The following is a 23,947-nucleotide window of genomic DNA, read 5'->3' as shown; positions in this document are numbered from 1 at the left end:
CCGGATGGCGGCCTTTTTCTTTTCTGGAGTCGAAGGATGGATTTTCAGAACAACGCCGGACCGGAAACGGCCAGTGAAGAGGCGCTCTTCATGCCTTCGGACGATGTTCGCGAACATATGGTGGTGGTGGGCAACGGCATGGCCGGCTGCCGCGCGGTCGAGGAACTGCTGGCGCGGGACAGGGACCGTTACCGCGTCACCATCTTCGGCGCGGAACCCCATGTAAATTACAACCGCATCATGCTCTCGCCGGTTCTGGCCGGGGAAAAGAGCTTCGACGACATCATCATCAACAGCCGCGACTGGTACAGCGACAACAATATCGAACTGATCGCGGGCGATCCGGTGACGGCGATAGACCGCGCCGGAAAGACCGTCACGAGCCAATCGGGTCGCACCGTCGGCTATGACAAGCTGCTCATCGCCACCGGGTCGGACCCCTTCATCATCCCGGTTCCGGGGAAGGACCTGCCCGGCGTCATCAGCTTCCGCGACATGAAGGATGTCGACGCCATGCTGGAGGCCGCCGGAAAGGGCGGCGACGCGGTGGTGATCGGCGGCGGCCTGCTCGGCCTCGAAGCCGCACATGGCCTGACCCTGCGCGGCATGAAGGTGACCGTCATCCACCTCATGGACACGCTGATGGAGCGGCAGCTCGACGAAGCGGCGGGCTGGCTGCTGAAGTCGGCTCTGGAGGGCCGGGGCCAGACCATCCTGACCGGCGCCAACACCGAATCTATCTATGGCGACGGCAAGGTCGAGGGCGTCCGGCTGAAGGACGGCCGCGAAATCCCCGCCAGTCTGGTGGTGATGGCTGTGGGCATCCGTCCCTCGACCGCTCTTGCCCGCGAAGCCGGGCTGGAGGTCGATCGCGGCATCAGGGTCGACGACCATATGGTCACCAGCGACCCCGATATTCTCGCTGTCGGCGAATGCGTCGAGCATGACGGCAATGTCTACGGCCTCGTCGCGCCGCTGTGGGAGATGTGCCGCAGCCTCGCTGACGGCCTGACCGACCGGCATAGCGGCTACAAGGGTTCCGTCACCTCCACCAAGCTCAAGGTAGCGGGCCTGGACGTCTTCTCCGCCGGCGACTTTTCGGGCGGAGAGGGGTGCGAGGACATCGTCCTGCGCGACGCCTCGCGCGGGATCTACAAGCGCGTCGTCGTCAGGAACGACAGGATCGTCGGCGCGGTGCTCTATGGCGACACGGTCGATGGCGGCTGGTATTTCGACCTGCTGAAGCGCGAGGAGGATGTCAGCGGCATTCGCGACCTGCTGATCTTCGGTCAGGCTTATGCCGCCCTTGGCGCCTCGGGAGGGGGCGCGCTGGACCCTAAGGCGGCCGTTGCGGCGCTCTCGGACGATGCCGAGATCTGCGGCTGCAACGGCGTAGCCAAGGGCCAGGTGGTCGCCTGCATCGAAAAGGGCGCGTGCAGCCTCGACGCGGTGCGCGCCACCTGCAAGGCGTCGGCAAGCTGCGGCTCCTGCACGGGCCTTGTCGAAAATCTGCTGAGCGTCGTGCTGGGCGATGAGGTCCAGTCCGGCCCGAAGACCCTGTGCAAATGCACCAGCTTCACCCATGACGATGTCCGGCGGGAAATCGTGGCGCAGAATATGCGCTCCATCCCGGAAGTCATGCAACTGCTGCACTGGTCGACGCCGGACGGCTGCTCCTCCTGCCGCCCCGCGCTGAACTATTATCTGCTCTGCGCGCTGCCCGGCGAATATCGGGACGACCAGCAGAGCCGCTTCGTCAACGAACGGATGCACGCCAACATCCAGAAGGACGGCACCTATTCGGTCGTGCCGCGCATGTGGGGCGGCCTCACCAGCCCCAGGGAACTGCGCGCCATCGCCGACGTGGTCGAGAAGTACAACGCCCCGATGGTGAAGGTGACGGGCGGCCAGCGGCTCGACATCTTCGGCATCAGGAAGGAAGACCTGCCCGCCGTCTGGGCCGATCTCAACGCCGCCGGCATGGTGTCGGGCCATGCCTATGGCAAGTCGCTGCGCACGGTGAAGACCTGCGTCGGGTCCGAATGGTGCCGCTTCGGCACGCAGGATTCCACGGGCTTGGGGGTCAGGATCGAGCGGATGACCTGGGGATCGTGGATGCCCCACAAGTTCAAGATCGCGGCGTCGGGCTGCCCCCGCAACTGCGCCGAAGCAACGATCAAGGATTTCGGCGTGGTCTGCGTCGACTCGGGCTATGAACTGCATGTCGGCGGCAATGGCGGCATCCATGTCCGCGCCACCGACCTGCTCTGCAAGGTCGCGACCGAGCAGGAGGCGCTCGATCATTGCGCCGCCTTCATCCAGCTCTACCGCGAGGAAGCCCGCTATCTGGAGCGCACCGCGCCGTGGATAGAGCGGGTCGGCGTCGACTATGTGAAGAGCCGGATCGTCGAGGACGAAGCAGGCCGCGAGGCGCTCCGCAGCCGCTTCCTCTATTCGCAGAGCTTCTCTCAGGATGATCCCTGGGCGCAGCGCGCAGCCGGTGCGGACAGCGAACTGCACCAGCCCCTCGAACCCCCAATGCCCTTTGGCGCCATCGCTGCGGAGTGAACGACATGACCGACTGGATCGACATCGGAACGCTGGCCGACATTCCCCAGCGCGGCGCCCGTACCCTGCAGATCGCAGGGGAGAAGGAAATCGCGGTGTTCCGCACCGGCGACGACCATGTCTTCGCGCTGGTCAATGAATGCCCGCACAAAAAAGGCCCGCTCAGTCAGGGCATCGTCCATGGCCACAGCGTCGCCTGCCCGCTGCACAACTGGACCATCGCGCTCAGAACGGGCGAGGCGCAGGGCGGGGATAAGGGCTGCACCCCGACCATAGCGGTGCGGATGGAAGGAGACCGCATCCTGATCGCACCGCCGGAGCAGGCGAGGGCGGCGGCGTGAATCGGAACAGCAAAAATTCCCTTCCCTTCAGGGGAGGGGCCGGGGCAGCCTCCACAGGCGAACCCGAAGGGGAGGGGTGAATGGAGCGCGCCATCCGCACCACCTGCGCCTATTGCGGCGTCGGCTGCGGCATCTCCGCGACGCCGACCGGCCCCCGCTCGGTCACGATCAGGGGCGACGAGACTCACCCCGCCAATGCCGGCCGCCTCTGCTCCAAGGGCACGCATCTGGGCGAGACGACAGGGCTGACCGGCCGCCTGCTGCACCCGATGATCGGCAACAGGCGGGCAGGCTGGGACAAGGCGCTGGACCTTGTCGCCCGGCGCTTTCGCGAAACCATCGATCGTCATGGCCCGGACAGCGTGGCCTTCTACGTCTCCGGTCAGCTCATGACGGAGGACTATTATGTCGCCAACAAGCTGATGAAGGGCTTCATCGGCTCCTCCAACATCGACACCAACAGCCGCCTCTGCATGTCGAGCGCGGTCGCCGGGCACAATCGCGCCTTTGGCGAGGATGTCGTGCCCGCCAGCTATGACGATCTGGAGGAGGCGGACCTGATCGTGCTGGTGGGTTCCAACACCGCCTGGTGCCACCCCATCGTCTATCAGCGCATCCAGGCGGCCCGCGCCGCGCGCGGCACGAAACTGGTCGTCATCGACCCGCGCCGCACCGAAACCTGCGAAGGGGCCGATCTGCATCTGCCGGTGAAGCCCGGCACCGACGTTGCCCTGATGAACGGCCTGCTGGCCTGGATAGCGCAGCAGGGGCTCACCGATCCGGCCTTCCTCGCCGATCATGTCAGCGCGCCCGAGGGTTTCTGGGAACATATCCGCACCGGGCACGATCTCTGGACGACCGCGAAGACCTGCGACGTCGCGCCCGCGCTGCTGGAGCAGTTCTACACGCTGTTCGCCGCCACGCCGCGCACGGTGACGCTGTTCAGCCAGGGCATCAACCAGTCGATCCGCGGCACCGATCAGGTGAACGCGATCATCAACGTCCACCTCGCCACCGGCCGCATCGGCAAGCCGGGCGCGGCGCCCTTCTCGATCACCGGCCAGCCCAACGCCATGGGCGGGCGGGAAGTCGGCGGCCTCGCCTCGACGCTCGCCGCGCATATGGACTTCGCGCCGGACAATGTGGCGCGGGTGGGCCGCTTCTGGGCCGCGCCGAAAATGGCCACCAAAGCGGGCCTGAAGGCCGTCGACCTGTTCCGCGCCGTCGATGAGGGCCGGATCAAGGCGCTCTGGGTCATGGCGACCAACCCGGCCGTCTCCATGCCCGACGCGAACCGGGTCAGGGACGCGCTGGCCGCCTGTCCCTTCGTCGTCATGTCGGACATCATGGCCGACACCGATACGGGCGCGCATGCCCATGTCCGCCTGCCCGCCGCCGGCTGGGGGGAAAAGGACGGCACCGTCACCAATTCGGACCGCACGATCAGCCGCCAGCGCCCCTTCCTGCCGCTGCCCGGAGAGGCGAAGCCGGACTGGTGGATCGTCAAGGAGGTCGCCCGCCGCATGGGGTGGCGCAATGCCTTCGCCTATGATCGGCCCGCCGACATCTGGCGCGAACATGCGCGGCTCACCGCTTATGGCAATGACGGGCAGCGGGTGCTGAACCTGCGCGCCTGGGCCGCCATCGGCAATGATGCCTATGACGCCATGGAGCCGTTCCGCTGGGGCGGCACGCCCTTTGCCGACGGCCGCTTCCCGACGCCGGACGGCCGGGCGCGGCTGGTCCTGACGAAGCAGATGGACATGCAGGAGCCGCTGAAACAGTGGCCGATGACGCTCAACACCGGCCGTTATCGCGACCAGTGGCACACGATGAGCCGCACCGGCCTGTCCCCGAAACTCGCCCGCCATCGCGAAGAGCCGCTGGTGGAAATCCACCCGCGGGACGCGGCGGCGCTGGGGATTGCCGACCGCGACCTTGCTCGCGTCGAGACGGCGCAGGGCAACAGCATCTTCCGCGTCAGCCTGAACGAAGGCCAGCGGCGCGGCGAAATCTTCACCCCGATCCACTGGACGGACCAGACGTCCAGCGGCGGGCGCACCGGCCTGCTCCCGCGTCCGCTGGTCGATCCCCATTCGGGCCAGCCCGGCTTCAAATCCACCCCGGCCAGCATCGGGAAGGTCGCGACCGAGTGGAGCGGTTTCCTCATCCTGCGCGATCGGGAAGGGATCGGGCAGCCGGTGAAGCTGCCCTGCCTCTGGTCCACCCGCATCGCCGTGCCGGGCGGCGCGCTCTACGAAATCGCCGGCAATGGCGACCCCGCCCGCCTCGACGCCTTTCTTCCGAAGGGCGACCGCGTCGAGGCGATGGACGCATCGCGCGGCACCCGCCGCATCGCGACCATCGGCGAAGGCAGGCTGAACGGCGTGCTGTTCGTGACGCGCAGCGGCCTGCTGCCCTCGCGCGACTGGCTGATCGGCCAGTTGCAGGCAGAGGGGGTGGGCGGCTCCGTCCTCGCGGCGCGGGAACCGGGCGCCGCTGGAGACAAGGGCGCGACCGTCTGCGTCTGCTTCGACATCGGCCTCAACCAGATCGTCGCCGCGATCCGCGACCGGCAACTGGTCGATGTGCCCGCCATCGGCAGGGCGCTGGGCGCGGGCACCAATTGCGGATCGTGCCGGCCCGCGCTCGCCAATATCCTTGCCCAAAACATGCAGGAGACGCTTCATGCAGCCGAATGATCTTATCGCCCCCGGACAGGTCTGGCTGGTCGGCGCGGGGCCGGGCGATCCGGACCTGCTCACCCGCAAGGCCGAAAGGCTGATCGCGGCGGCGGATGTCGTCTTCCACGACGCGCTGGTCGGGCCAGGCGTGATCGACCTCATCCCCCCAGACGTCGAGCGGGTCAGCGTCGGCAAGCGTTCGGGCCGCCATTCGAAGGCGCAGGGCAGCATCAACGACCTGCTGCTCGCGGCCGCCAGGGCGGACCGCCGCGTCGTCCGCCTCAAGGGCGGCGACCCCTCGGTCTTCGGCCGCTCGGCGGAGGAGATCGCCCATCTGGCGGAGGCGGGCGTTGCCGTGCGCATCTGCCCCGGCGTCACCACGGCCAGCGCGGCGGCGGCGAGCGGGCATGCCTCGCTCACGCTGCGCGGGGTGGCGCGGGGATTGACGCTGGTGACGGCGCATCTCAAGGCGGGCGAGCCGCTGCGGCTCGACTGGGAAGCGCTGGCCCGTCCGGGCGGCACGCTCGGCATCTATATGGGCCGCGCGGCGGCGGGCGAGATCGGCCGCTGCCTGATCGCCGCCGGACGCGATCCCGAAACGCCGGTGATGGTGGCGGTCAACGTCTCCCTGCCCAATGAACGCCTGATCCGCGGCAAGCTGTCGGCGCTCGCCTTTCTGGTGCAGACGATCAGCGACGACGACCCGACGCTGCTGCTGATCGGGGAGGCGGTGGCCGGGACGCATGCGCCTGCCGACCTCGCCGCGCATGTTGGCCTTCACGCCTGACGACCGTCTCGACCCGGCCGGGTGAGTCTCTCCAGATCCTCCGGCCGGTTGATGTTGGGCAGCACGAACTCCGGCCGCTCCACGATCCGCGCGCCCACCCGCTCCAGCCAGCCACGGATCGACCGGTTATTCTCCTCCGCCAGATGCGCGTCCAGCTCGCCAGCCAGCGAAGCAGGCCAGAAGCCGATCAGCTGCTGCCCCTTGAGGATGGCGGCTCCCTGTCCGATCAACGCCTCCGCCAGCCCGTCCGGATAGGCGGGCACGTCGCATCCGGTCGTCAGCACCGCGTCATAACCCTGCGCCCGCGCATGATGCAGCGCCGCGTTCAGGCCCCCCAGCGGCCCCATGTCCGCAGCCGGCCGATCCGCCAGCCCGATCATCCCCTCCACCTGCCGGCCGCAGACCGCCACGGTTTCGACCTGCCGCCCCAGCGCCGCCACCGCATGCTCCAGCAGGCTGCGCCCATCCAGCATCGCCCGCGCCTTGTCGCTGCCGAACCGGCTGGACCGCCCGCCGGCCAGAACCGCCCCCATCAGCCGCATCATGCGCCGCCCGCGATGATCCGGGCATAGCTGTCGGGATCGACATTGCTGCCGGAGATCACCACGACGCTCGCCCCCTCGGCATCCGGAGCCAGCCCGGCCAGCATCGCCGCCAGCGACGCGGCCCCGCCCGGCTCCACCACCAGCTTGAGCGCCGAAAAGGCAAAGCGCATCGCGTCGCGCACCTGATCGTCGCTCACCGCAAGGCCGCCCGCCAGATAGGCCCGGTTGATGGGAAAGGTCAGCGCCCCCGGCGCGGGAGACAGCAGGGCGTCGCAGATCGACCGCGCATCGGCCGACACGCTTTCCCGCACGCCGCTCGCCAGCGAGCGCGCCGTATCGTCGAACGCTTCCGGCTCCACCGCCAGGATCGCGACGCCGGGCTGGCGCGCCTTCACGGCGGTCGCAATTCCAGACACCATGCCGCCGCCGCCGCAATTGACGAGGATCTGGCCGATCTCCGCCCCTGCTTCGGCGGCCTGTTCCATGATCTCCAGCCCGATCGTCCCCTGGCCGGCCATGATGAAGGGATCGTCGAAGGACGGCACCAGCACCGCGCCCCGTTCGTTCGCCAGCCTCGTGGCGATTTCCTCCCGGCTTTGGGTGAAGCGGTCATAGGGCACGACATCGGCGCCCAGCGCCCGCGTATTCGCCGTCTTGATCGCGGGCGCGTCGGCCGGCATCACGATCGTCGCCGCCATGCCCAGCAACCGCGCCGCAAGGGCAACGCCCTGCGCATGATTGCCCGAAGACCAGGCGACGACCCCCGCCTTCCGCTCCGCCGCGTCCAGGCGGGCCAGCCGGTTGTAGGCGCCGCGGAACTTGAACGATCCGCTGTGCTGCGCGCCTTCGAACTTCACCAGCACGCGCCGGCCGCAGCGGGCGTTGAGCGCCGCATTTTCCAGCAGCGGCGTGCGGATGGCGGCAGGGGCGATGACCCGCGCCGCATCCTCGACATCGGCGGGGCTGATGGCGAACGGCATGCAATCTCCTTCCATGGCTGCCTCTTGGCATGGCCGCCGCTTTCCCTTATGGCGCGGGACGCGGGCGGGGCAATGCCTTCGCGCGCAAAAAGAAGATCGCGCCGGTGCCCCGAAGGGGGCTGAAAACGGGAATGCGGTGCGGACGGGAAACCGTCCTATTCCGCGGCTGTCCCTGCAACTGTAAGCGGTGAGCGCGATGCACTTCGGCCCAGGGGCCGGCCACTGGACGCAAGTCCGGGAAGGCGTGCATCGCCGCATTGACCCGCGAGCCAGGAGACCTGCCGGCGCATGGTCGCTCTTGCCTTGGTCCAGGGTATGGCCATGGCACGGTGTTCTCCGTCTGAGCGACGAAGCGGCGCAGGGCCGCATCGGTGCGGGGGGAGGGCACGGGCGCCGGCCATTTCCCCCGTCCGGCCGCGCGAGCGGACGCCCTGAGCCATGTTGCACCGGCGCTCAGGGGGAATATAGACATGTTGAGGATTTCCATTTCCATCGCCGCCTTGCTCGCGGCCGCTCCCGCCCTGGCGGAGGATGAGATCATCGTCACCGCGCTGGGCATCGAACAGCCGCGCGACGAGGTCGGCCAGGCGGTCACGGTCATCGACGCCGACACCATCCGCACCCGCCAGAGCGTCAGCGTCGTCGACCTGCTGGCCACCACGCCGGGGGTGCGCTTCAACCGCAGCGGCAGCCTTGGCGGCGTGACCGGGGTTTCGTTGCGCGGGGCGGAAACGACGCAGACGCTGGTGCTGATCGACGGGGTCAAGGTCAACGACACCAGCGGCATCGGCGACATGTACGACTTCGGCAATCTGCTGACCGGCAATATCCGGCGAATCGAAATTTTGAGGGGGTCCAACTCCATCGCCTATGGCAGCCAGGCCATAGGCGGCGTCGTCAACATCATGACCGGCACGCCTGCCGCCGGTTTCGCGGGCAATGCCTCGGTCGATTACGGTTACAGCAATACGCTGAACGCCAAGGCGGATGTTTCGGGCGGCAGCGGCATCGCTTCGGGCGGCGTCGGCATCGCCTATTTCAACACCGACGGCATTTCCTCCGCCGCCAGCGGCACGGAAAAGGACGGGTATGAGAATATCGCCGCCAATGCCAAGCTCAAGCTGGCCTTCACCGATACGCTCAGCCTCGACCTGCGCGGCTATTATATCCATGCCGATCTGGATACCGACAACGGCGTGGTGGACAGCACCGCCGACAGCTCGAAATCCGATCAATATGTCGGCTATGCCGGTCTGAACCTGTCGCTGTTCGACGGCAGGCTCACCAACCGGGCGGCCGTGACCTGGTTCCGCATGGACCGCGACTATACATCCGCATTCGGCCCTTATGGCTATTCGGGCACCAATCTGCGCTTCGAATATGAGGGTGTTTATCAGCCGGTCGATCAGGCCAAGCTGGTCTTCGGCTATGAACATGAACGGCCCGACTACGACTTCTCCGGCTTCGGCTCGACCGAAAGCCACCGGGCCGATATGGACAGCGTCTATGCGCTGGCCATCGTGAAGCCGGTCGCCGGCCTGTCGCTGACCGCCGGCGCGCGGCATGACGATCACAGCCAGTTCGGCGGCGCGACCACCTTCGGCGCCAATGCGAACTACACGCCCAACGCCGGCGCGACCAACATCCGCATGAGCTATGGGGAGGGGTTCAAGGCCCCCTCGCTCTACCAGCTTTACGGCGCCGACGTCGGCAATGCGGGCCTGCGCCCGGAGCGGTCGAAAAGCTACGACATCGGCTTCGACCAAAGGCTGGACGGCGACCGGGCGATCCTCTCCGTCACGGCTTTCCGCCGCGACACCAAAGACCAGATCAACTATGATTATTCGATCGGTCTTTACGGCGGTTACAATAATCTCGACCGCACCCGCGCCAAGGGGGTGGAGGCGATGCTGGCCCTGAAGCCTGTCGAGGCGCTGACCGTCACCGCCGCCTACAGCTATGTCGATGCGCGCGACCGCAATACCGACGCCCGGCTGCCGCGCCGCGCCGCCGATGCGGTCAGCGTTTCGGCGGACTATGTCTGGCCCTTCGGCCTGTCGACCGGCGCGACCGTGACGATGGTGGGCGACAGCTTCAACGATGCGACCAACGCGATCCGGCTGGACGGCTATGCCGTGACGGACGTGCGGGCATCCTTCCCGATCCGGGAAAATCTGGAGATCTACGGCCGCATCGACAATCTGACCGATGAGAAATATGCCACGGTCCATGGCTATGGCACCTATGGCCGGTCGGCCTTCGGCGGCGTGCGTGTGCGCTTCTGAAAATAGCCTAATGGCGCGGCGCGGCGTTCACCCGCGCCGTGCCCTTGTGCGCAGCGCCGTCAAGCTGCGCTGCGATGCCCCGCGCCGCCTCGACATAGGCGGGGCCGCCGCACACCGTCCACGCCTGCGGCACGCGGATGCGCGGGATGGCGCGCAGTATGGGGTGGTGCAGCATTTCCGTCCCCTGATCGACCACCTTCTCGCTGCCGCTCTCCACGATCAGCCAGTCCGGACGGGCGGCGATCATCTCCTCAAGCGACAGTTGCGACAGCGCCGGCTTGCCCAGCCTGCGGGCCAGATTGATCAGGCCCACCCGCTGCATCAGGTCGTCGACCAGCGTGCCGGTGCCGGTCATATAGCCGCGCCGCTGATAATAGGCCGCGACGCCGCGACGCTTCGGCGGGGGCTGGGCGGCGAGGTCGCGGTTCATCCGGGCGATCATCGCTTCGCCCCGTTCGGGATGGCCGACCGCCGCCGCCACCTGCCGGATCTGCGTCAGGATCATGGCATAGCTGTCCGCGCTCGCCAGCCCCAGGGTCCGCCACTCGCCCGGCGGCGCGCCGACGACGCTGCCGCCGGAAGGAAAGCCGATCAGCAGGTCGGGGCGGATCGCCAGCACTTCCTCCGCCGGGCGCTTGAGGGTGCGGAAGGCGCGGGCCCTGCCGACCGCCGCCGACAGTTCCGGGTCGTGCCCATAGGGGCTGAGCGCGGCGATCTGCGCCGGGTCCGCCAGAGCGAGCACATATTGGTCGGCGCAGGTGTTGAGCGACACGATGCGCCGGGGTTTGGCGGGCGCCGCGCCGGTCAGGGCCAGGGCGCAGAACGTTGTAAAGATCATTCTGCACCGCACGCTGCTGCTCCCGGATCGTGCCTCAACAAACCAACGTGCTCCCGCCTTCGCAGGAGCACGGCACGCTGTAGCAAGCAGGGAAGGACGCGCAAGCCATGAGCGCCCGGCGCCATCCGCTGCTGATCCCCACGCTGACGGCGCTGGCGCTGCTGGCCGCCCTTGCTTCCCTCACTCTGGGCGCGGTTCCGCTCTCCCCGGCGCGCATCTTCGCCGTCCTCGGCGGCGGCGGCGATGACGTCGCCCGCGCCATCCTTCTCGACCTGCGCCTGCCCCGCATGCTGCTTGGCCTGATCGTCGGCGCGATGCTCGGGCTGGCGGGCGCGGCGCTTCAGGGCTATCTGCGCAACCCGCTGGCCGAACCTTCGGTCCTGGGGGCCTCCAACTGCGCCGCGCTGGGCGCGGTCGGCGCGCTCTATTTCGGGCTGGCGCAGGCGCATCCGCTGGCGCTTCCCGCGCTCGCCATCATGACCGGCCTGATCGGCATCGCCGCGCTGTTCCTGCTCGCGGGGCCCGCGGAAAGCCCGCTCACGCTGATCCTCGCCGGCATCGCCATCGCGACGCTGGCGGGGGCGGGGATCAGCCTGTCGCTGAACCTGTCGCCCAATCCCTTCGCCGCCATGGAGATCATGAGCTGGCTGATGGGCAGCCTGGAAAACCGCGCCTACGGCCATGTCTGGATCGCGCTGCCCTGCGTCGTGGTGGGGGCGGCGCTGCTGATCGCGGACCGACGGACGCTGGACGCGCTGACGCTGGGGGAGGATGGGGCGCAGGCGCTCGGCATCGACCTTCGCCGGGCGCGCATCCGCCTGATGCTGGGCGTCGCCATCGGCGTCGGCGGCGCGGTGGCGGTGTCCGGGGCGATCGGCTTCGTCGGCCTGATCGTGCCGCATCTGGTGCGGCCGCTGACCGACCGCTCCCCCTCCGCCATATTGCTGCCCTCCATGCTGGGCGGCGCGGCGCTGCTGACGCTGGCGGACATCGGCGTGCGGCTGATACCGACCGGCAGCGAACTCAAGTTGGGGGTGCTGACGGCGCTGCTGGGTGTCCCGGTGTTCCTGATGCATCTGATGCGGGAGAGGCGGCTATGGTGACGATCCGCGCCCAGGGGCTTTCCGTCAGGCTGGGCCGCCATCCGGCGGTAAGCGGCGTCGATCTTGAGCTCGGGCCGGGCGAGCTGGTCGGCATCATCGGTCCCAATGGCGCAGGGAAGTCGACGCTGATCCGCGCCATGCTGGGCCTTGTGAAACGGGAAAACGGCTCCGTCCTCATCGACGGCGCCGATAGCGCGCGGCTCGGCCGGCAGCAGATCGCCCGGCGCATCGCCTATCTGCCGCAGGGACAGACGCTGCACTGGCCGCTGGCGGTGGAGCGGCTGGTGGCGCTGGGCCGCCTGCCGCATCTGGGGCCGCTGTCCCGCCTTTCCGTGGAGGATGAGGCGCTGATCGACGCCGCCCTGATGCGCGCCGACGCGCTGCATCTGAAGGGCAGGGTGGCGACCGAATTGTCGGGGGGCGAGCGCGCCCGCGTGCTGCTGGCCCGGGCGCTGGCGGTCGGCGCGCCCGCGCTGATCGCGGACGAGCCCTTGGCCGCGCTCGATCCGGGGCATCAGATCGACGTCATGGACCTGCTCAGGGCAGAGGCGCGGGCGGGATCGCTGGTCGTCACCGTGCTGCACGACCTGGGCATGGCGGCGCGCTATTGCGACCGGCTGGTGCTGATGGATCGCGGCTCGCCGGTGGCCGACGGCGCGCCGCTGGACGTGCTGACGGCGGGGAATCTCGCCAAAGTGTACGGCATTTCGGCGCGCATAGAAACGGACGGCGACTGGCCATTGATCCTGCCGACCGGGCGGACCGCGTCCTGACCGTCATCTGCGGCGTGCTCCCGCCGTTGCAGGAGCACGCGGCACGCTATTCGGCAAAGGCGCGTGGCGCGGGCGCGACGACCGTGAAGGTGCCCGCGCCGATCTCCGACACTTCCAGCGCCCGTTCCGCAATGCCGTCCCGGCCGAAGCGGAACGCGCCGTCGATCCCGGCAAAGCCCCCCGCATCGCGCAGCCGCGCCGCCGGGAAGGTCGTCCCCGGCTTCCAGTCGCGCGCGATCCGCACGGTCAGCAGCACCGCGTCATAGCCGAGCGCCGACAACCGGAACGGCGCATTGCCGTAGCGCGCCCGATATTTGGTCGCGAGCTGGCGGTAGAGGCCATCCGACACGCTGGCGAACCAGGCGCCGCGCAGCACCGGGCTGGATGCCAGGCCGCTGTCCGTATTCCACAATTCGGTGCCCAGCAGCCGCGCCGTCGCGCCGCCATTCTTCCGCACGATCGGCGCGACCTGCACCGCCACCCGGCCGCTGTCCGCGATCAGCAGCGCGTCATAGCTGGAGGACGCCTGCAATTTCCTGACCGCCGCCGTGATGGAGGCGGGGCTGCGGTCGAAGGTCTGCATCGACACCACGGTTCCGCCCGCACCCTCGACCGCGCGCAACAGGGCGGTGCCCGACCGCTCGCCATAGGTTCCCTTGGGCACCAGCGCGGCGAATTTGGACAGGCCCTTGCCCCTGGCGAATTCCACCACCCGTTCGATCGACTGGTTGGGGTTGTAGCCCATGACGTAGACGCCGTTCCCGGCGACGCTGGTGTCGTTGGAGAAGCTGATGACCGGCACATTGGCCCGCGCCGCGATGGGGCCGACGATCCGCGCATCCTCCGCCAGCAACGGCCCCAGGATCAGCTTGTTGCCGTCCGCCAGCGCCTTGTTCGCCGCCGCCGCCGCGCCGACCCCGGTGTCGTAGGTGGTGATGCGCACCTTGTCGGCCTTGGTGTCGAGCAGCGCCAGCGTGGTCGCATTGGCGATCGACTGGCCGACCCCGGCATTGGGACCGCTCATCGGCACCAGCAGCGCGACGCGATGGCGCAGCGTGTCGGTGGGCAGGCCTTCGGTGACGTCGGGGCCCGTCTGCACCGGCCCGCTGGGCTGCGCCGGACCGGGGCCCTTGGGCACGATCGACTGACAGGCGGCGACCAGCAAAGCCGTCGCGGCGAACAAAATCCGCCCGGCGCGTCGCATCGAAGCGAACAAGTCCGCTTGCCGGGGGGCATCCGTCTCTGTCATCTGGCATCCTTATGGAAACTGAACCGTCTAGGCTTGAACCGGGGCTTTACATCGTTGCGGGGCCGATCGGCAACCTTGCAGACCTAACCCCCCGCGCGGCCGAAGTCCTGCGTCTGGCCGATGTGATCGCCGTGGAAGATACACGGGTCAGCGCACGGCTGCTGCGCCATGCCGGGTCCGACCGGCCGATGGTCCCCTATCACGACCATAGTGCGGAGGGGGTGCGGGCCCGCCTGATCGAGCGGATGGCGCGCGAATCGGTGGCGCTTCTCTCGGACGCGGGCACCCCGCTGATCTCCGATCCGGGCTACAAGCTGGTGCGCGACGCCCGCGCCGCCGGACGCAGGATCACGACGCTGCCCGGCCCCAGCGCCGCCATCGCCGCGCTCACCCTGTCGGGCCTGCCCACCGACCGCTTCCTCTTCATGGGCTTCCTGCCGTCGAAGCAGAAGGCGCGGGGCGATGTCCTCGCCGAAGTCGCTGCCCTGCGCGCCACGCTCGTCTTCTACGAAAGCGGCCCGCGCCTGTCGGAAAGCCTTGCCGCCATGGCGGAGCATCTGGGCGACCGCGAAGCCGCCGTCTCGCGGGAGATCAGCAAGGCCTTCGAGGAAACCGCAACGGGCACGCTGAGCGAACTCTCCGCCCGCTATGCCGACGCCCCGCCCAGGGGGGAGATCGTCGTCACCGTCGGCCCCCCCGGCGAGGCGCCGCCCGCCAGCGCCGAGGATGCCGACGCGGCGCTGCTGGAGGCGATGGAACGCCTCCCCCTGTCCAAGGCGGCTGGGGAGGTCGCGAAGAAGCTCGGTCTCGACCGCCGCGCCCTCTATGATCGCGCGCTGGAACTCAGGGGGTGACGGGAACTCGGGGGGTGAAGCGCCGGGCAGCCGAAAAGCGCGGAAAACAGGCGGAGCGCATCGCCGGCTGGTGGCTGCGGCTCAAGGGCTGGCAGATCGTCGGCCGCCGCCTGCGCACGCCCGCGGGGGAGGTCGACCTCGTCGCCCGGCGCGGCAGGATGCTGGCCTTCGTCGAGGTCAAGGCAAGGGCGACGGATGCCGATCTTCACCTCGCCATAGACGAACGCCGCCTCTCCCGCGTCGCGGCGGCGGCGGAAATCCTGTTCCACGACCTTGCAAAACCGGGCGACGACATGCGAATCGACGTGATGCTCCTTGCGCCGGGCCGCCCGCCGCGCCATCTGGCCAATGTCTGGCACGGGGGGTAGGTTGAACCGATCCTCCCGTTCCGTTCGCCCTGAGCCTGTCGACCCGAGGGCCGAGCTTGCTCAACGGCGAAACTTCTCTTCAGGAAAGGGATGGGCTTCGACAGGCCCATCCCGAACGGTAGGAAAAGCAAGTCGATGACGACCGAACTCAACCCGCTCACCGTCGCCGTGCAGATGGACCCGATGGAGGGCATCAGGATCGGCGGCGATTCGACCTTCCACATCATGCTGGCGGCGCAGGCGCGGGGACACCGGCTCTATCATTATCTCGCCCCGGACCTCACCTATCGCGACGGCTGCGTGCTGGCGCGGGCGCGCCCGGTCAGGGTGCAGAAGGTGGAGGGCGACCATTTCGCCTTCGGGGAGGCGGAGGTGCTGGACCTTGGCCGGGACGTCGACGTGGTCCTCATGCGGCAGGACCCGCCCTTCGACCTCAGCTACATCACCGCCACGCACCTGCTGGAGCGCGTGCAGGAAGAAACGCTGGTGGTGAACGATCCCGCCTCCGTCCGCAATGCGCCGGAAAAGCTGTTCGTGCTCGACTATGCGCGCTTCATGCCGCCGACGATGATCACCCGCGACCTGGAGGAGGTGAAGTCCTTCCTCGCCCAGCATGGCGAAGTCGTGGTGAAGCCGCTCTACGGCAACGCGGGCAATGCCGTCTTCCATGTCGGGCGGTCCGGCGCGAATCTCTCCGCGCTGGTGGAACTGTTCAAATCCTCCTGGGTCGAACCCTTCATGGTGCAGGCCTTCATCCCTGGCGTCGCGGAAGGCGACAAGCGGATCGTGCTGGTCGACGGCGAAGTCGCGGGCGCGGTCAACCGCATTCCCGGCGCGGGCGAGATCCGCTCCAACCTCGCCGTGGGCGGTTCGGCCGCGAAGACGGTGCTGACCGAACGCGAACTGGAAATCTGCGAAGCGCTGGGTCCGGAACTCAGGCGGCGCGGCCTGCTGTTCGTCGGCATCGACGTGATCGGCGGCGAATGGCTGACGGAAATCAACGTGACGTCCCCGACCGGCATCGTCTCCATCGACGCCTTCAACGGCACGGACACCGGCGGGATGATCTGGGACGCGATCGACGCCCGGCTGGCGGCGCGGGCAGCCGCTTGAATCGATATGGCGTCATCCCGGCCGGGGCGGGGACGCCATGCGGCAGGGCCGACCGCGCGAAGGGATGGGCGATCGGATGACCGACTGGGTCCTCCGCCTGATCGATGCGGGCGGCTATTGGGGCATATTCGTCCTGATGGTGCTGGAAAATGTCTTCCCGCCGATCCCGTCCGAACTCATCATGGGCATTGGCGGCATCCGCGTCGGGCAAGGCCGGATGGAGATGGGATGGCTGCTGTTCGCGGGCACCGTCGGGACCACCATCGGCAATTATTTCTGGTATATGATCGGCCACCGGCTGGGCTTCGGCCGGTTGAAGCCGATCGTCGACCGCTATGGCCGCTGGGCGACGCTGGAGTGGAAGGATGTCGAGGCGCTCGATCATATCTTCGGCAAATATGGGCAGATCGTGGTGTTCGTCTTCCGCTTCATGCCCGCCTTCCGCACGATGATCTCGCTGCCCGCCGGCCTGTTCCGCATGGGGCATTTCCGCTTCCTGCTCTGGACCAGCGGCGGGGCGCTGGTGTGGAACATCGTCCTTGCCTATGCGGGCTATATATTGGGCCAGAATTTCCGCGACATCGACAAATATGTCGGACCCGTGGCGACCGCCTGCGTGGTCGGGGCGGTCCTCTTCTACCTCTGGCGGCTGGCCACCTGGAAGCCGAGGGGGTGATCCCGGATCGTCATGCTCCCGCGCGGGCAGGAACCCGGTTCGGACGAGGAAACGGCTTCACGCCCGGGGATGGGCGTTGCGATAAATATCCAGCAGATGCGCCGCATCGACCTGCGTATAGATCTGCGTCGAGGACAGGCTGGCATGGCCCAGCAATTCCTGCAACGACCGCAGGTCCGCCCCGCGCCCCAGCAGATGCGTCGCGAAACTGTGGCGCAGCGCATGGGGCGTCGTCCGGTCCGACAGGCCCAGCCGTCCCCTCGCGCCCTGCACGGCGCGGCGGATCAGCGCCGGCGAAAGCGGCCCGCCCCGCGCGCCCCGGAACAGCGGCCCGTCCTTCTCCTGCCCAAAGGGACAGAGCGACATATAGGCTTCCATCGCCTCCCGCACCTGCGGCAATAACGGCACGATCCGGGTCTTGCCCCGCTTGCCCGTGACGCGCAGGGTTTCCCCCAGGGGCAGCACCGCGCCGGTCAATCCCATCGCCTCCCCGATGCGCAGTCCCGCCCCGTAAAGCAGCAGCAGCACCGCCCAGTCCCGCGCGCCGATCCACGGCTCCCGCGCGGTTTCGGCTATGTCCCCGGCCAGCGCCACGGCTTCGTCGGGCGATACGGGGCGGGGCAGGCCGCGCTTCACCCGCGGCCCCTTCAGCATCGGGACGCGGGCATCCTCGCCGCCCACGAACCGCAGGAAACCGCGCACCGCCGACAATTCCCGCGCCGCCGAGACGTTGCCGATGCCGTCCATCCGCCGCACCGTCAGGAAAGCGCGCAGATCGGCCTGTTCGATGCCCGCCAGCATCGCCGCCGTCACCGCTTCGCCGCGATGCTCCTCCAGGAAGGCCAGCAACCGTTCGGCGGTCGCCACATAGGCGCGCACCGTATGCACCGACCGCCGCCGGTCCAGCGCCAGATGCCGCCGCCATTGTTCGCAAAGATCGTCCGAAGCCGCCATGGCGCCATGATAGGGCAGGGGATCGCCCTTGAAAACCGCCCGGAAATGGGCACATGGGATCGGACATGGCAACACCCTTCGATCCGGCCGACCTGCCCACCGGCGCGCTGATGCGGCTTTCTCCGCTGGTGGGTCGCGTGCTCGCGCCCAATCCCTCGCCCTTCACCTATACGGGCACGCAGACCTATCTGGTGGGCGCGCAGGATGTGGCGGTCATCGATCCCGGCCCCGACGACGCGGCGCATCTGGCCGCGCTGCTCGACGCGATCGGCGGGCGTCCGGTCAGCGCGATCCTCTGCACCCACACCCATCGCGACCATAGCCCGGCCGCCGCGCCGCTCAGCGCCCGGACCGGCGCTCCGGTCGTCGGCTGCGCGCCGCTGACGCTGGACGACGACGGACCCCGCGCCGATGCCGCCTTCGACGCCGCCTATCGTCCGGACCGGGTGCTGGCGGATGGCGAACAGCTTGGCGGCCGGGACTGGACGCTGACGGCCGTTGCGACGCCGGGCCATACCTCCAACCATCTCTGCTTCGCGCTCGCGGAGGAAAATGCCCTATTCACCGGCGATCATGTGATGGGCTGGTCCACCAGCGTGGTTTCGCCGCCGGACGGAGACATGACCGCCTATATGGCCTCGATGCAGCGGCTGCTCGACCGGACCGACGCGGTCTATTATCCGGCCCATGGCGATGCGGTCGACAATCCGCAGCGGCTGGTGCGCGGCATGATGGGCCACCGAAAGCAGCGCGAAGGCCAGATATTGCGCTTTCTGGAACGCAACGGCGCATCGGAAATCCCCGCCATGGTCACGGAAATGTACAGGGGCGTCGATCCCCGGCTGCACAGCGCCGCGGGGCGTTCGGTGCTGGCGCATCTCATCGACCTCGACGGGCGCGGCATCGCCGCCGCGACGGGGGACGGACGATGGCAGTTGCGCTGAAGCGCTTCGCCGGCCCCGTCCTGGCCGTCCTGGCCCTGCTCGCCGCAGGGGCGGCCATGCTGGTCGGCTGGCACCGCTATGAACGCGACTATGCGGTGACGGTGGAGGAGGACGGCTCGGCCGTCACCAGGGTCATTGCGGAACGTTTCGCGGGCGCCTCCAGCCTCAAGGTGTCGGAACTGTCCGGCACGATACAGAGCACGGCGCAGGATGTGCGCGGCTTCGGGCTGCTGAAGTCGGACCAGCTGGTGAAGATGCCCTTTTCGGTCGCCTATTTCATCGACGTCGGCGGCATCGGCGCCGGCGATCTGGAATGGAATGAAAAGACCCGGACGCTCATCGTCAACGCGCCGGACGTGAAGCCGGGGCGGCCCAATATCGACGAAAGCCGCCGGACGCTGGTGCAGACCAACGGCCTGTTCGTGACCCGGCAGGCGGGGGAGGAACTCAGCCGCCGCACCTCGCTCCACGCGCAGGGACGCGCGGACAGGGAAGCGCGCTCGCCCGAACGCATGGCGCAGGCGCGCGATTATGGCCGCGCCGCGCTCGGCAGGCTGCTCGGCGCGCCGCTGGGGGCGCTGGGCTATGGCGACGCGCGGGTGATCGTCACCTTCCCGCCGGAACGCGCCGACCGCGACTGGGATCGATGGGACGTGACGACGCCCATCAACGATGTACTGGCCAACAGCCGCAACGCCCGTTAGGGGGCGCTGGATGAAGGCCCTTCAAGGAGCAGGGTAGGGACATGAACGCCATCACCGGAATCCCGCAGGGGATCGACCTGCGCGCGGAGATCGACCGGCTGCGCAAGGAACGCAACGCCGTCATCCTCGGCCATTATTACCAGAAGCCGGAGATCCAGGACCTGTCCGATTTCGTGGGCGATTCGCTGGAACTCTCGCGCAAGGCGGCGGAGACGGACGCCGATGTCATCGCCTTCTGCGGCGTGCGCTTCATGGCGGAAACGGCGAAGATCCTCTCGCCGGAAAAGATCGTGGTGCTGCCGGACATGGATGCGGGATGCAGTCTGGAGGACAGTTGCCCGCCCGCCCAGTTCAAGGCCTTCCGGGAGGCGCATCCCGACCATATCGCGCTCAGCTACATCAACTGCTCGGCGGAGGTGAAGGCGCTTTCCGACATCATCGTCACCTCCTCCTCGGCGGAAAAGATCCTGGCGCAGATTCCGAAGGATCAGAAGATCATCTTCGGCCCCGACAAGCATCTGGGCGGCTATCTGAAGCGCAAGCTGGGCCGCGACATGCTGCTCTGGCCGGGCGTCTGCATCGTGCATGAGGCGTTCAGCGAGACGGAACTGCTGAAGCTCAAGGCCCAGCATCCCGGCGCTCCTGTCGCCGCGCACCCGGAATGCCCGCCCCATATCGTCGACCATGCCGATTATATCGGCTCGACCAGCGGCATATTGGAATTTTCCAAGACCATGCCCGGCGACACGCTGATCGTCGCCACCGAACCGCATATCATCCACCAGATGCAGAAGGCGGTGCCGGAAAAGAATTTCATCGGCGCGCCCGGCGCGGACGGCAACTGCAACTGCAATATCTGCCCCTATATGGCGCTCAACACGATGGAGAAGCTCTATCTGGCGCTGCGCGACCTCCAGCCGCGCATCGAGATGGAGGAGGGGCTGCGCCTCGCCGCCAAGAAGAGCCTCGACCGCATGCTCGAAATGGCGAGCGGCACGGTCGGGCAGGGCGATCTGGGCACGCGCTGATGGAACGGATGGTCACGGCCGTGGAAGTCGCGCGCCGCCACCATATATCGGACAAGCGGTTGCGCGGCATTCTGCGCCGCGACTGGCCATGGCCGCGGCGCAAGCATGACTTCTGGACCTTCCCGGCCGGCAGCGAGCAGGAAGCCATGATGGAAATGATCGCAAAAAGGCTGGCGGCAGCATGACCTTCGCTCTCCCCGGCTTCGATCTCGACGCCTTCATCGCCTCGACCCTGGCGGAAGACCTTGGCCCCGATGGCCGCGACGTCACCAGCGAGGCGGTGATCCCCGCCGACGCGGTCTTCGACGGGGTGATGGACAGCCGCGACGCCGTGACGCTGGCGGGCCTGCCGATCGCTGCCGCCTTCTTCCGCGCGCTCGATCCGGCTGTGGAGATCGAACTGCTGAAGGAGGACGGCGATCGCGTGCCTGCGGGCACCGACATCATGCGCATCCGCGGCAAGGCCCGCGCCATGCTGACGGCCGAGCGGTCCGCCCTCAACACCGTCCAGCACCTGACCGGCATCGCGACCATGACCCGCGCCTATGTCGACGCGATCCTCGGTACCGGCGCGACGCTGCTAGACACGCGCAAGACCATTCCGGGCCTTCGCGTGCTGGAAAAATATGCGACGCGCATGGGCGGCGCGACCAATCACCGCATGGGCCTGTGGGACGCGGCGATGATCAAGGACAATCACGTCGCCGTCGCCGGATCGGTGGAGGAGGCCGTCCGCCGCGCCGCCGCCGCCGGAATCGCCAGCATCATCGTGGAGGTGGACCGCGTCGACCAGATCGAACCCGCGCTCGCCGCCGGGGCCACGCACCTCCTGCTCGACAATATGGACGCGCCCACCCTGCGCGGGGCGGTCACGCTGGTCGGCGGCCGCGTCCCCACCGAAGCATCGGGCGGCGTTACGCTCGACACCATCCGCGCCAGGGCGGAAACCGGCGTCACCTATATCAGCGTCGGCCGCCTCACCCAATCGGCCCCCGCCGCCGACATCGGCCTTGACTTCGCCTTTGCCTGAGGCCGCGCGTGCGCCCCGGCGCTTGCCCGCCGCTGGGCGCATTTGCAGGCCGCCAGGGCTGCATGTCGATACAGCCTAACCCTCGACGATCACGGTCGATGGATGATGCCGGTCCAGATGGTTGCGGATGATGCGCAGATTCTTCGTATTCGACTTGTAGAAGAAATCGAAAACATCCCCGGCAAAGGGAATGGCGCCGATCAACGTATCGAAGCCGACATTGGCCGCCATGCGCGTGAGCTGCCATTTCGACATGCCCAGGTTCCGCGCTTCCCACACGATCCACGCTCCCATGGCGGCCGTGGCGAAATCGCCCACCACGGGGATCAGCCCGACCAGACTGTCCAGCCCGACCCGCCGGTTGGTGCCGGGAAGGACGAACAGCCCCTCCAGCATCGCCTCCATCATCTCGATCCGCCTGCGCACCGAAGCCGGATCGCGGCCGAATCCGGGCATGTCGCGCACGATCCGGTCGAACTGGTCCTGCGAAATCGCCATCATCCGTCCTCCAAGCATCGGCTTTCGATGCTCTAGTTGGTGCTCCTGAACAGATGGTTCAATGGGTGCCGCGCCCGGGGCGACGCCATGAAGCCGGTCAGCCGCCGCGCCACCAGCGACCAGCGCACCGGCGCGCCCAGCGCGATGAAGCCGTTATGCGCCTGCATCAGCGCCTCCGCCTGCGCCACGCGGGCCATGCGCTCGTCCAGGCTGGCGGAAAGGCTCGCCGCCTGCAATTGCGCCTCCGCCTCCGCCGAGCAATGCACCTTCCGGGCGCAGCCGATCCGCCCCAGATACCAGAGCGCGCTGTCATAGGCCGCAACCTCGTCGACCAGCCGCAGATCGGCATCGGCCGCCATGTCGACCCGCTCGACAGCCAGGCCGATCATGCCCAGGTCATGCCGCACCAGCCCGAACAGCAGGGTGGAGCCCGGCCCCCTGGGCAGCGCCACGCGCAACGCCGGCGGATCGCCATGTTCGCTGCGCCAGCGTTTCATGACCGCCTGTCCCTGCGCCCAGCGTTCATCCTGCGACAGGCGGGACCAATCCGGCACGGCGGGCGGCGCGGGCAGGTCGAGCTGGCCCGGCACGATCTGCTCTGTCGTGGCCCAGCCGCCGACGGGGAACATCACCGGCAGGCGGCTGCGGTCGATCGCCATGTTGATCGCCCGCCGCACGCCGTCATCCTCCAGCAGCTTGCCGCTCGCCCCGCTCCGGCCCGTCACCGCCAGCCCCAGCAGCCCCTGCACCGGATCGATCCGCACATCGTCGCGGTCGACCCCCGCCGGCACCAGCAGCGGCAGGTCGGAAAAACGCCCGCCCAGCACGAGCGCGGCCTTGCCCTGCTGGAAACGGGTGATGGCGAGCGCCGCCCGCTCCGCCCGGACGATCCGGGTCTGCCAGGCGGGCACCGGCAGTTCGTCGCCGGATTCGTTCGTGGCCCGCTCCACCGGCGTCAGCACCAGCGCCTTCCCCGGAACGCCGCCCCGCTTCTCCCGCCGGTAGGGGCCGGTTCCCCCCTCCCGCGACAGGATCGCCATCTGCGGCTGGGCCAGCATCTGCAACACATAGGGGCGCGGCGCCGCCAGCCTGATCTCGATCACCTCGCCCGTCATCGCCACCACGTCCTGCACCGCGTCCAGCGGCCCGGCGGGGTCCAGCCGGCGCAGCGCCTCTATCCGCGCGGTCAACAGCCGCCCGACATCCTTCGCCAGCACCTTGCTGCCATCGGGCCAGAAGGCGCGGCGCAGGCGGAAGATATAGCTGCGGCCATCGTCCTCCACGATCCAGCGCTGGGCGAGGGCGGGCAGGATCTCGCCGCCGGCATCGAACGCCACCAGCCCCTGCGCGGTGGTTTCCAGGAACAGCTTCGATCCGGGGTCCGGCAGATTCTCCAGCGGCGTGGCGAAATCGGCGGGGCTGCCGATCACGCTGACCGTCACCGGTCCGCTCCCCTCGTCAGAGCAGCCGCCCGTCATCGCCGCCATCAGGGCGGCTCCGCAAAGGGTCAGCCAGGCAGGAAAGGGACGGGAAGGGGCGGAAACCATGTCCGGACAAGGCTTAACCCGCAACCGCGCCCGCGCCAACCGTCATGATGCGGCATGTGCGGGGACCGGCCAAAGCCG

General features: G+C 68.3%; 23 protein-coding genes and 1 riboswitch. Of the genes, 16 read left to right on the top strand and 7 right to left on the bottom strand.

What is annotated here, in order from left to right; all coding sequences use genetic code 11:
- Positions 1 to 36 precede the first annotated feature (36 nt).
- The 4 genes from nirB to cobA all read left to right on the top strand — a co-directional run bounded on the left by nirB (position 37) and on the right by cobA (position 6,380).
- Positions 37 to 2,568: a nitrite reductase large subunit NirB gene (gene nirB / locus EGM87_RS11105; protein ID WP_044662770.1), complete on the top strand. Its 2,532-nt coding sequence runs from the start codon at positions 37 to 39 to the stop codon at positions 2,566 to 2,568.
- Positions 2,569 to 2,573: 5 nt separating this feature from the next.
- The gene (nirD, locus tag EGM87_RS11100; RefSeq protein WP_044662769.1) at positions 2,574 to 2,909 is read left to right on the top strand and encodes a nitrite reductase small subunit NirD; all 336 of its coding nucleotides are present in this window, start codon (positions 2,574 to 2,576) and stop codon (positions 2,907 to 2,909) included.
- 80 nt (positions 2,910 to 2,989) lie between these two features.
- Positions 2,990 to 5,611, top strand: a complete 2,622-nt coding sequence (locus EGM87_RS11095) for a nitrate reductase (protein ID WP_044660168.1) — start codon at positions 2,990 to 2,992, stop codon at positions 5,609 to 5,611.
- Positions 5,598 to 6,380, top strand: a complete 783-nt coding sequence (cobA, locus tag EGM87_RS11090; RefSeq protein ID WP_044660167.1) for a uroporphyrinogen-III C-methyltransferase — start codon at positions 5,598 to 5,600, stop codon at positions 6,378 to 6,380. Before EGM87_RS11095 ends, cobA begins: the two co-directional genes overlap by 14 nt.
- Here the strand turns inward: cobA and mobA are convergent.
- Both mobA and EGM87_RS11080 read right to left on the bottom strand, forming a co-directional pair.
- Complete coding sequence (mobA, locus tag EGM87_RS11085; RefSeq protein ID WP_082718793.1) at positions 6,371 to 6,922, bottom strand: molybdenum cofactor guanylyltransferase; 552 nt, start codon at positions 6,920 to 6,922, stop codon at positions 6,371 to 6,373. The genes cobA and mobA overlap by 10 nt on opposite strands.
- A complete protein-coding gene (locus EGM87_RS11080) occupies positions 6,922 to 7,905 on the bottom strand; it encodes a threonine ammonia-lyase (RefSeq protein ID WP_044660165.1) in 984 nt (327 codons plus the stop codon). The genes mobA and EGM87_RS11080 overlap by 1 nt, the downstream gene beginning before the upstream one ends.
- A gap of 85 nt (positions 7,906 to 7,990) precedes the next feature.
- Positions 7,991 to 8,205, top strand: a riboswitch (cobalamin riboswitch).
- A 170-nt stretch (positions 8,206 to 8,375) separates the two neighbouring features.
- Between EGM87_RS11080 and EGM87_RS11075 the strand changes: the two genes are divergently transcribed.
- Positions 8,376 to 10,190 (top strand): TonB-dependent receptor plug domain-containing protein, encoded by a 1,815-nt coding sequence (locus EGM87_RS11075; RefSeq protein ID WP_044660164.1) that lies wholly within the window; start codon positions 8,376 to 8,378, stop codon positions 10,188 to 10,190.
- 7 nt (positions 10,191 to 10,197) lie between these two features.
- Here the strand turns inward: EGM87_RS11075 and EGM87_RS11070 are convergent, their stop codons facing one another.
- Positions 10,198 to 11,028 (bottom strand): ABC transporter substrate-binding protein, encoded by an 831-nt coding sequence (locus EGM87_RS11070; protein ID WP_371873057.1) that lies wholly within the window; start codon positions 11,026 to 11,028, stop codon positions 10,198 to 10,200.
- A gap of 107 nt (positions 11,029 to 11,135) precedes the next feature.
- Here EGM87_RS11070 and EGM87_RS11065 point away from each other — a divergent pair, with 107 nt between their 5' ends.
- Complete coding sequence (locus EGM87_RS11065; RefSeq protein ID WP_044660162.1) at positions 11,136 to 12,131, top strand: FecCD family ABC transporter permease; 996 nt, start codon at positions 11,136 to 11,138, stop codon at positions 12,129 to 12,131.
- The gene (locus EGM87_RS11060; RefSeq protein WP_044660161.1) at positions 12,125 to 12,904 is read left to right on the top strand and encodes an ABC transporter ATP-binding protein; all 780 of its coding nucleotides are present in this window, start codon (positions 12,125 to 12,127) and stop codon (positions 12,902 to 12,904) included. The genes EGM87_RS11065 and EGM87_RS11060 overlap by 7 nt, the downstream gene beginning before the upstream one ends.
- Positions 12,905 to 12,950: 46 nt before the next feature.
- Here the strand turns inward: EGM87_RS11060 and EGM87_RS11055 are convergent, their stop codons facing one another.
- The gene (locus EGM87_RS11055; RefSeq protein ID WP_044660160.1) at positions 12,951 to 14,153 is read right to left on the bottom strand and encodes a penicillin-binding protein activator; all 1,203 of its coding nucleotides are present in this window, start codon (positions 14,151 to 14,153) and stop codon (positions 12,951 to 12,953) included.
- Positions 14,154 to 14,164: 11 nt separating this feature from the next.
- Between EGM87_RS11055 and rsmI the strand changes: the two genes are divergently transcribed.
- The 4 genes from rsmI to EGM87_RS11035 all read left to right on the top strand — a co-directional run bounded on the left by rsmI (position 14,165) and on the right by EGM87_RS11035 (position 17,164).
- Positions 14,165 to 15,007, top strand: coding sequence for a 16S rRNA (cytidine(1402)-2'-O)-methyltransferase (rsmI, locus tag EGM87_RS11050; protein WP_025547019.1), 843 nt, complete (start codon positions 14,165 to 14,167; stop codon positions 15,005 to 15,007).
- 14 nt (positions 15,008 to 15,021) lie between these two features.
- Positions 15,022 to 15,375, top strand: a complete 354-nt coding sequence (locus tag EGM87_RS11045) for a YraN family protein (protein WP_025547016.1) — start codon at positions 15,022 to 15,024, stop codon at positions 15,373 to 15,375.
- 135 nt (positions 15,376 to 15,510) lie between these two features.
- Positions 15,511 to 16,488 (top strand): glutathione synthase, encoded by a 978-nt coding sequence (gshB, locus tag EGM87_RS11040; RefSeq protein ID WP_044662768.1) that lies wholly within the window; start codon positions 15,511 to 15,513, stop codon positions 16,486 to 16,488.
- A 76-nt stretch (positions 16,489 to 16,564) separates the two neighbouring features.
- Positions 16,565 to 17,164, top strand: a complete 600-nt coding sequence (locus tag EGM87_RS11035) for a DedA family protein (protein WP_044662767.1) — start codon at positions 16,565 to 16,567, stop codon at positions 17,162 to 17,164.
- Positions 17,165 to 17,221: 57 nt separating this feature from the next.
- Here EGM87_RS11035 and EGM87_RS11030 read toward each other — a convergent pair whose 3' ends face one another.
- Positions 17,222 to 18,118, bottom strand: coding sequence for a tyrosine recombinase XerC (locus EGM87_RS11030; RefSeq protein ID WP_044662766.1), 897 nt, complete (start codon positions 18,116 to 18,118; stop codon positions 17,222 to 17,224).
- A 65-nt stretch (positions 18,119 to 18,183) separates the two neighbouring features.
- Between EGM87_RS11030 and EGM87_RS11025 the strand changes: the two genes are divergently transcribed.
- Genes EGM87_RS11025 through nadC form a run of 5 tightly spaced genes read left to right on the top strand, consistent with a single transcriptional unit; the run spans position 18,184 to position 21,824 of the window.
- The gene (locus EGM87_RS11025) at positions 18,184 to 19,062 is read left to right on the top strand and encodes an MBL fold metallo-hydrolase (protein ID WP_044660159.1); all 879 of its coding nucleotides are present in this window, start codon (positions 18,184 to 18,186) and stop codon (positions 19,060 to 19,062) included.
- Positions 19,047 to 19,766, top strand: a complete 720-nt coding sequence (locus EGM87_RS11020) for a DUF4230 domain-containing protein (RefSeq protein WP_044660158.1) — start codon at positions 19,047 to 19,049, stop codon at positions 19,764 to 19,766. Before EGM87_RS11025 ends, EGM87_RS11020 begins: the two co-directional genes overlap by 16 nt.
- A 41-nt stretch (positions 19,767 to 19,807) precedes the next feature.
- Entirely contained in the window at positions 19,808 to 20,794 is a 987-nt protein-coding gene (gene nadA / locus EGM87_RS11015) for a quinolinate synthase NadA (protein ID WP_044660157.1), read from the top strand.
- The gene (locus EGM87_RS11010; RefSeq protein ID WP_044660156.1) at positions 20,794 to 20,979 is read left to right on the top strand and encodes a hypothetical protein; all 186 of its coding nucleotides are present in this window, start codon (positions 20,794 to 20,796) and stop codon (positions 20,977 to 20,979) included. The genes nadA and EGM87_RS11010 overlap by 1 nt, the downstream gene beginning before the upstream one ends.
- The gene (gene nadC, locus EGM87_RS11005; RefSeq protein ID WP_025547002.1) at positions 20,976 to 21,824 is read left to right on the top strand and encodes a carboxylating nicotinate-nucleotide diphosphorylase; all 849 of its coding nucleotides are present in this window, start codon (positions 20,976 to 20,978) and stop codon (positions 21,822 to 21,824) included. Before EGM87_RS11010 ends, nadC begins: the two co-directional genes overlap by 4 nt.
- A 75-nt stretch (positions 21,825 to 21,899) precedes the next feature.
- Here nadC and EGM87_RS11000 read toward each other — a convergent pair whose 3' ends face one another.
- Positions 21,900 to 22,322 (bottom strand): DUF4112 domain-containing protein, encoded by a 423-nt coding sequence (locus EGM87_RS11000; RefSeq protein ID WP_025547000.1) that lies wholly within the window; start codon positions 22,320 to 22,322, stop codon positions 21,900 to 21,902.
- 32 nt (positions 22,323 to 22,354) lie between these two features.
- Positions 22,355 to 23,869, bottom strand: a complete 1,515-nt coding sequence (locus EGM87_RS10995) for an ABC transporter substrate-binding protein (protein WP_044660155.1) — start codon at positions 23,867 to 23,869, stop codon at positions 22,355 to 22,357.
- Positions 23,870 to 23,947 lie beyond the last annotated feature (78 nt).

This window comes from Sphingobium sp. RSMS (assembly GCF_005406185.4).
Taxonomy (GTDB): Bacteria; Pseudomonadota; Alphaproteobacteria; order Sphingomonadales; family Sphingomonadaceae; genus Sphingobium; species Sphingobium fuliginis.
Note: the sequence above shows the minus strand (reverse complement) of the source record. Positions and strands in the feature narration are given on the sequence as shown.

Bases quoted from the DNA above. Each gene is read 5' to 3' on its own strand.
- nirB (WP_044662770.1), top strand. From the start codon at position 37: ATGGATTTTCAGAACAACGCCGGACCGGAAACGGCCAGTGAAGAGGCG.
- nirD (WP_044662769.1), top strand. From the start codon at position 2,574: ATGACCGACTGGATCGACATCGGAACGCTGGCCGACATTCCCCAGCGC.
- EGM87_RS11095 (WP_044660168.1), top strand. From the start codon at position 2,990: ATGGAGCGCGCCATCCGCACCACCTGCGCCTATTGCGGCGTCGGCTGC.
- cobA (WP_044660167.1), top strand. From the start codon at position 5,598: ATGCAGCCGAATGATCTTATCGCCCCCGGACAGGTCTGGCTGGTCGGC.
- mobA (WP_082718793.1), bottom strand. From the start codon at position 6,922: ATGCGGCTGATGGGGGCGGTTCTGGCCGGCGGGCGGTCCAGCCGGTTC.
- EGM87_RS11080 (WP_044660165.1), bottom strand. From the start codon at position 7,905: ATGCCGTTCGCCATCAGCCCCGCCGATGTCGAGGATGCGGCGCGGGTC.
- EGM87_RS11075 (WP_044660164.1), top strand. From the start codon at position 8,376: ATGTTGAGGATTTCCATTTCCATCGCCGCCTTGCTCGCGGCCGCTCCC.
- EGM87_RS11070 (WP_371873057.1), bottom strand. From the start codon at position 11,028: ATGATCTTTACAACGTTCTGCGCCCTGGCCCTGACCGGCGCGGCGCCC.
- EGM87_RS11065 (WP_044660162.1), top strand. From the start codon at position 11,136: ATGAGCGCCCGGCGCCATCCGCTGCTGATCCCCACGCTGACGGCGCTG.
- EGM87_RS11060 (WP_044660161.1), top strand. From the start codon at position 12,125: ATGGTGACGATCCGCGCCCAGGGGCTTTCCGTCAGGCTGGGCCGCCAT.
- EGM87_RS11055 (WP_044660160.1), bottom strand. From the start codon at position 14,153: ATGACAGAGACGGATGCCCCCCGGCAAGCGGACTTGTTCGCTTCGATG.
- rsmI (WP_025547019.1), top strand. From the start codon at position 14,165: ATGGAAACTGAACCGTCTAGGCTTGAACCGGGGCTTTACATCGTTGCG.
- gshB (WP_044662768.1), top strand. From the start codon at position 15,511: ATGACGACCGAACTCAACCCGCTCACCGTCGCCGTGCAGATGGACCCG.
- EGM87_RS11035 (WP_044662767.1), top strand. From the start codon at position 16,565: ATGACCGACTGGGTCCTCCGCCTGATCGATGCGGGCGGCTATTGGGGC.
- EGM87_RS11030 (WP_044662766.1), bottom strand. From the start codon at position 18,118: ATGGCGGCTTCGGACGATCTTTGCGAACAATGGCGGCGGCATCTGGCG.
- EGM87_RS11025 (WP_044660159.1), top strand. From the start codon at position 18,184: ATGGCAACACCCTTCGATCCGGCCGACCTGCCCACCGGCGCGCTGATG.
- EGM87_RS11020 (WP_044660158.1), top strand. From the start codon at position 19,047: ATGGCAGTTGCGCTGAAGCGCTTCGCCGGCCCCGTCCTGGCCGTCCTG.
- nadA (WP_044660157.1), top strand. From the start codon at position 19,808: ATGAACGCCATCACCGGAATCCCGCAGGGGATCGACCTGCGCGCGGAG.
- EGM87_RS11010 (WP_044660156.1), top strand. From the start codon at position 20,794: ATGGAACGGATGGTCACGGCCGTGGAAGTCGCGCGCCGCCACCATATA.
- nadC (WP_025547002.1), top strand. From the start codon at position 20,976: ATGACCTTCGCTCTCCCCGGCTTCGATCTCGACGCCTTCATCGCCTCG.
- EGM87_RS11000 (WP_025547000.1), bottom strand. From the start codon at position 22,322: ATGGCGATTTCGCAGGACCAGTTCGACCGGATCGTGCGCGACATGCCC.
- EGM87_RS10995 (WP_044660155.1), bottom strand. From the start codon at position 23,869: ATGGTTTCCGCCCCTTCCCGTCCCTTTCCTGCCTGGCTGACCCTTTGC.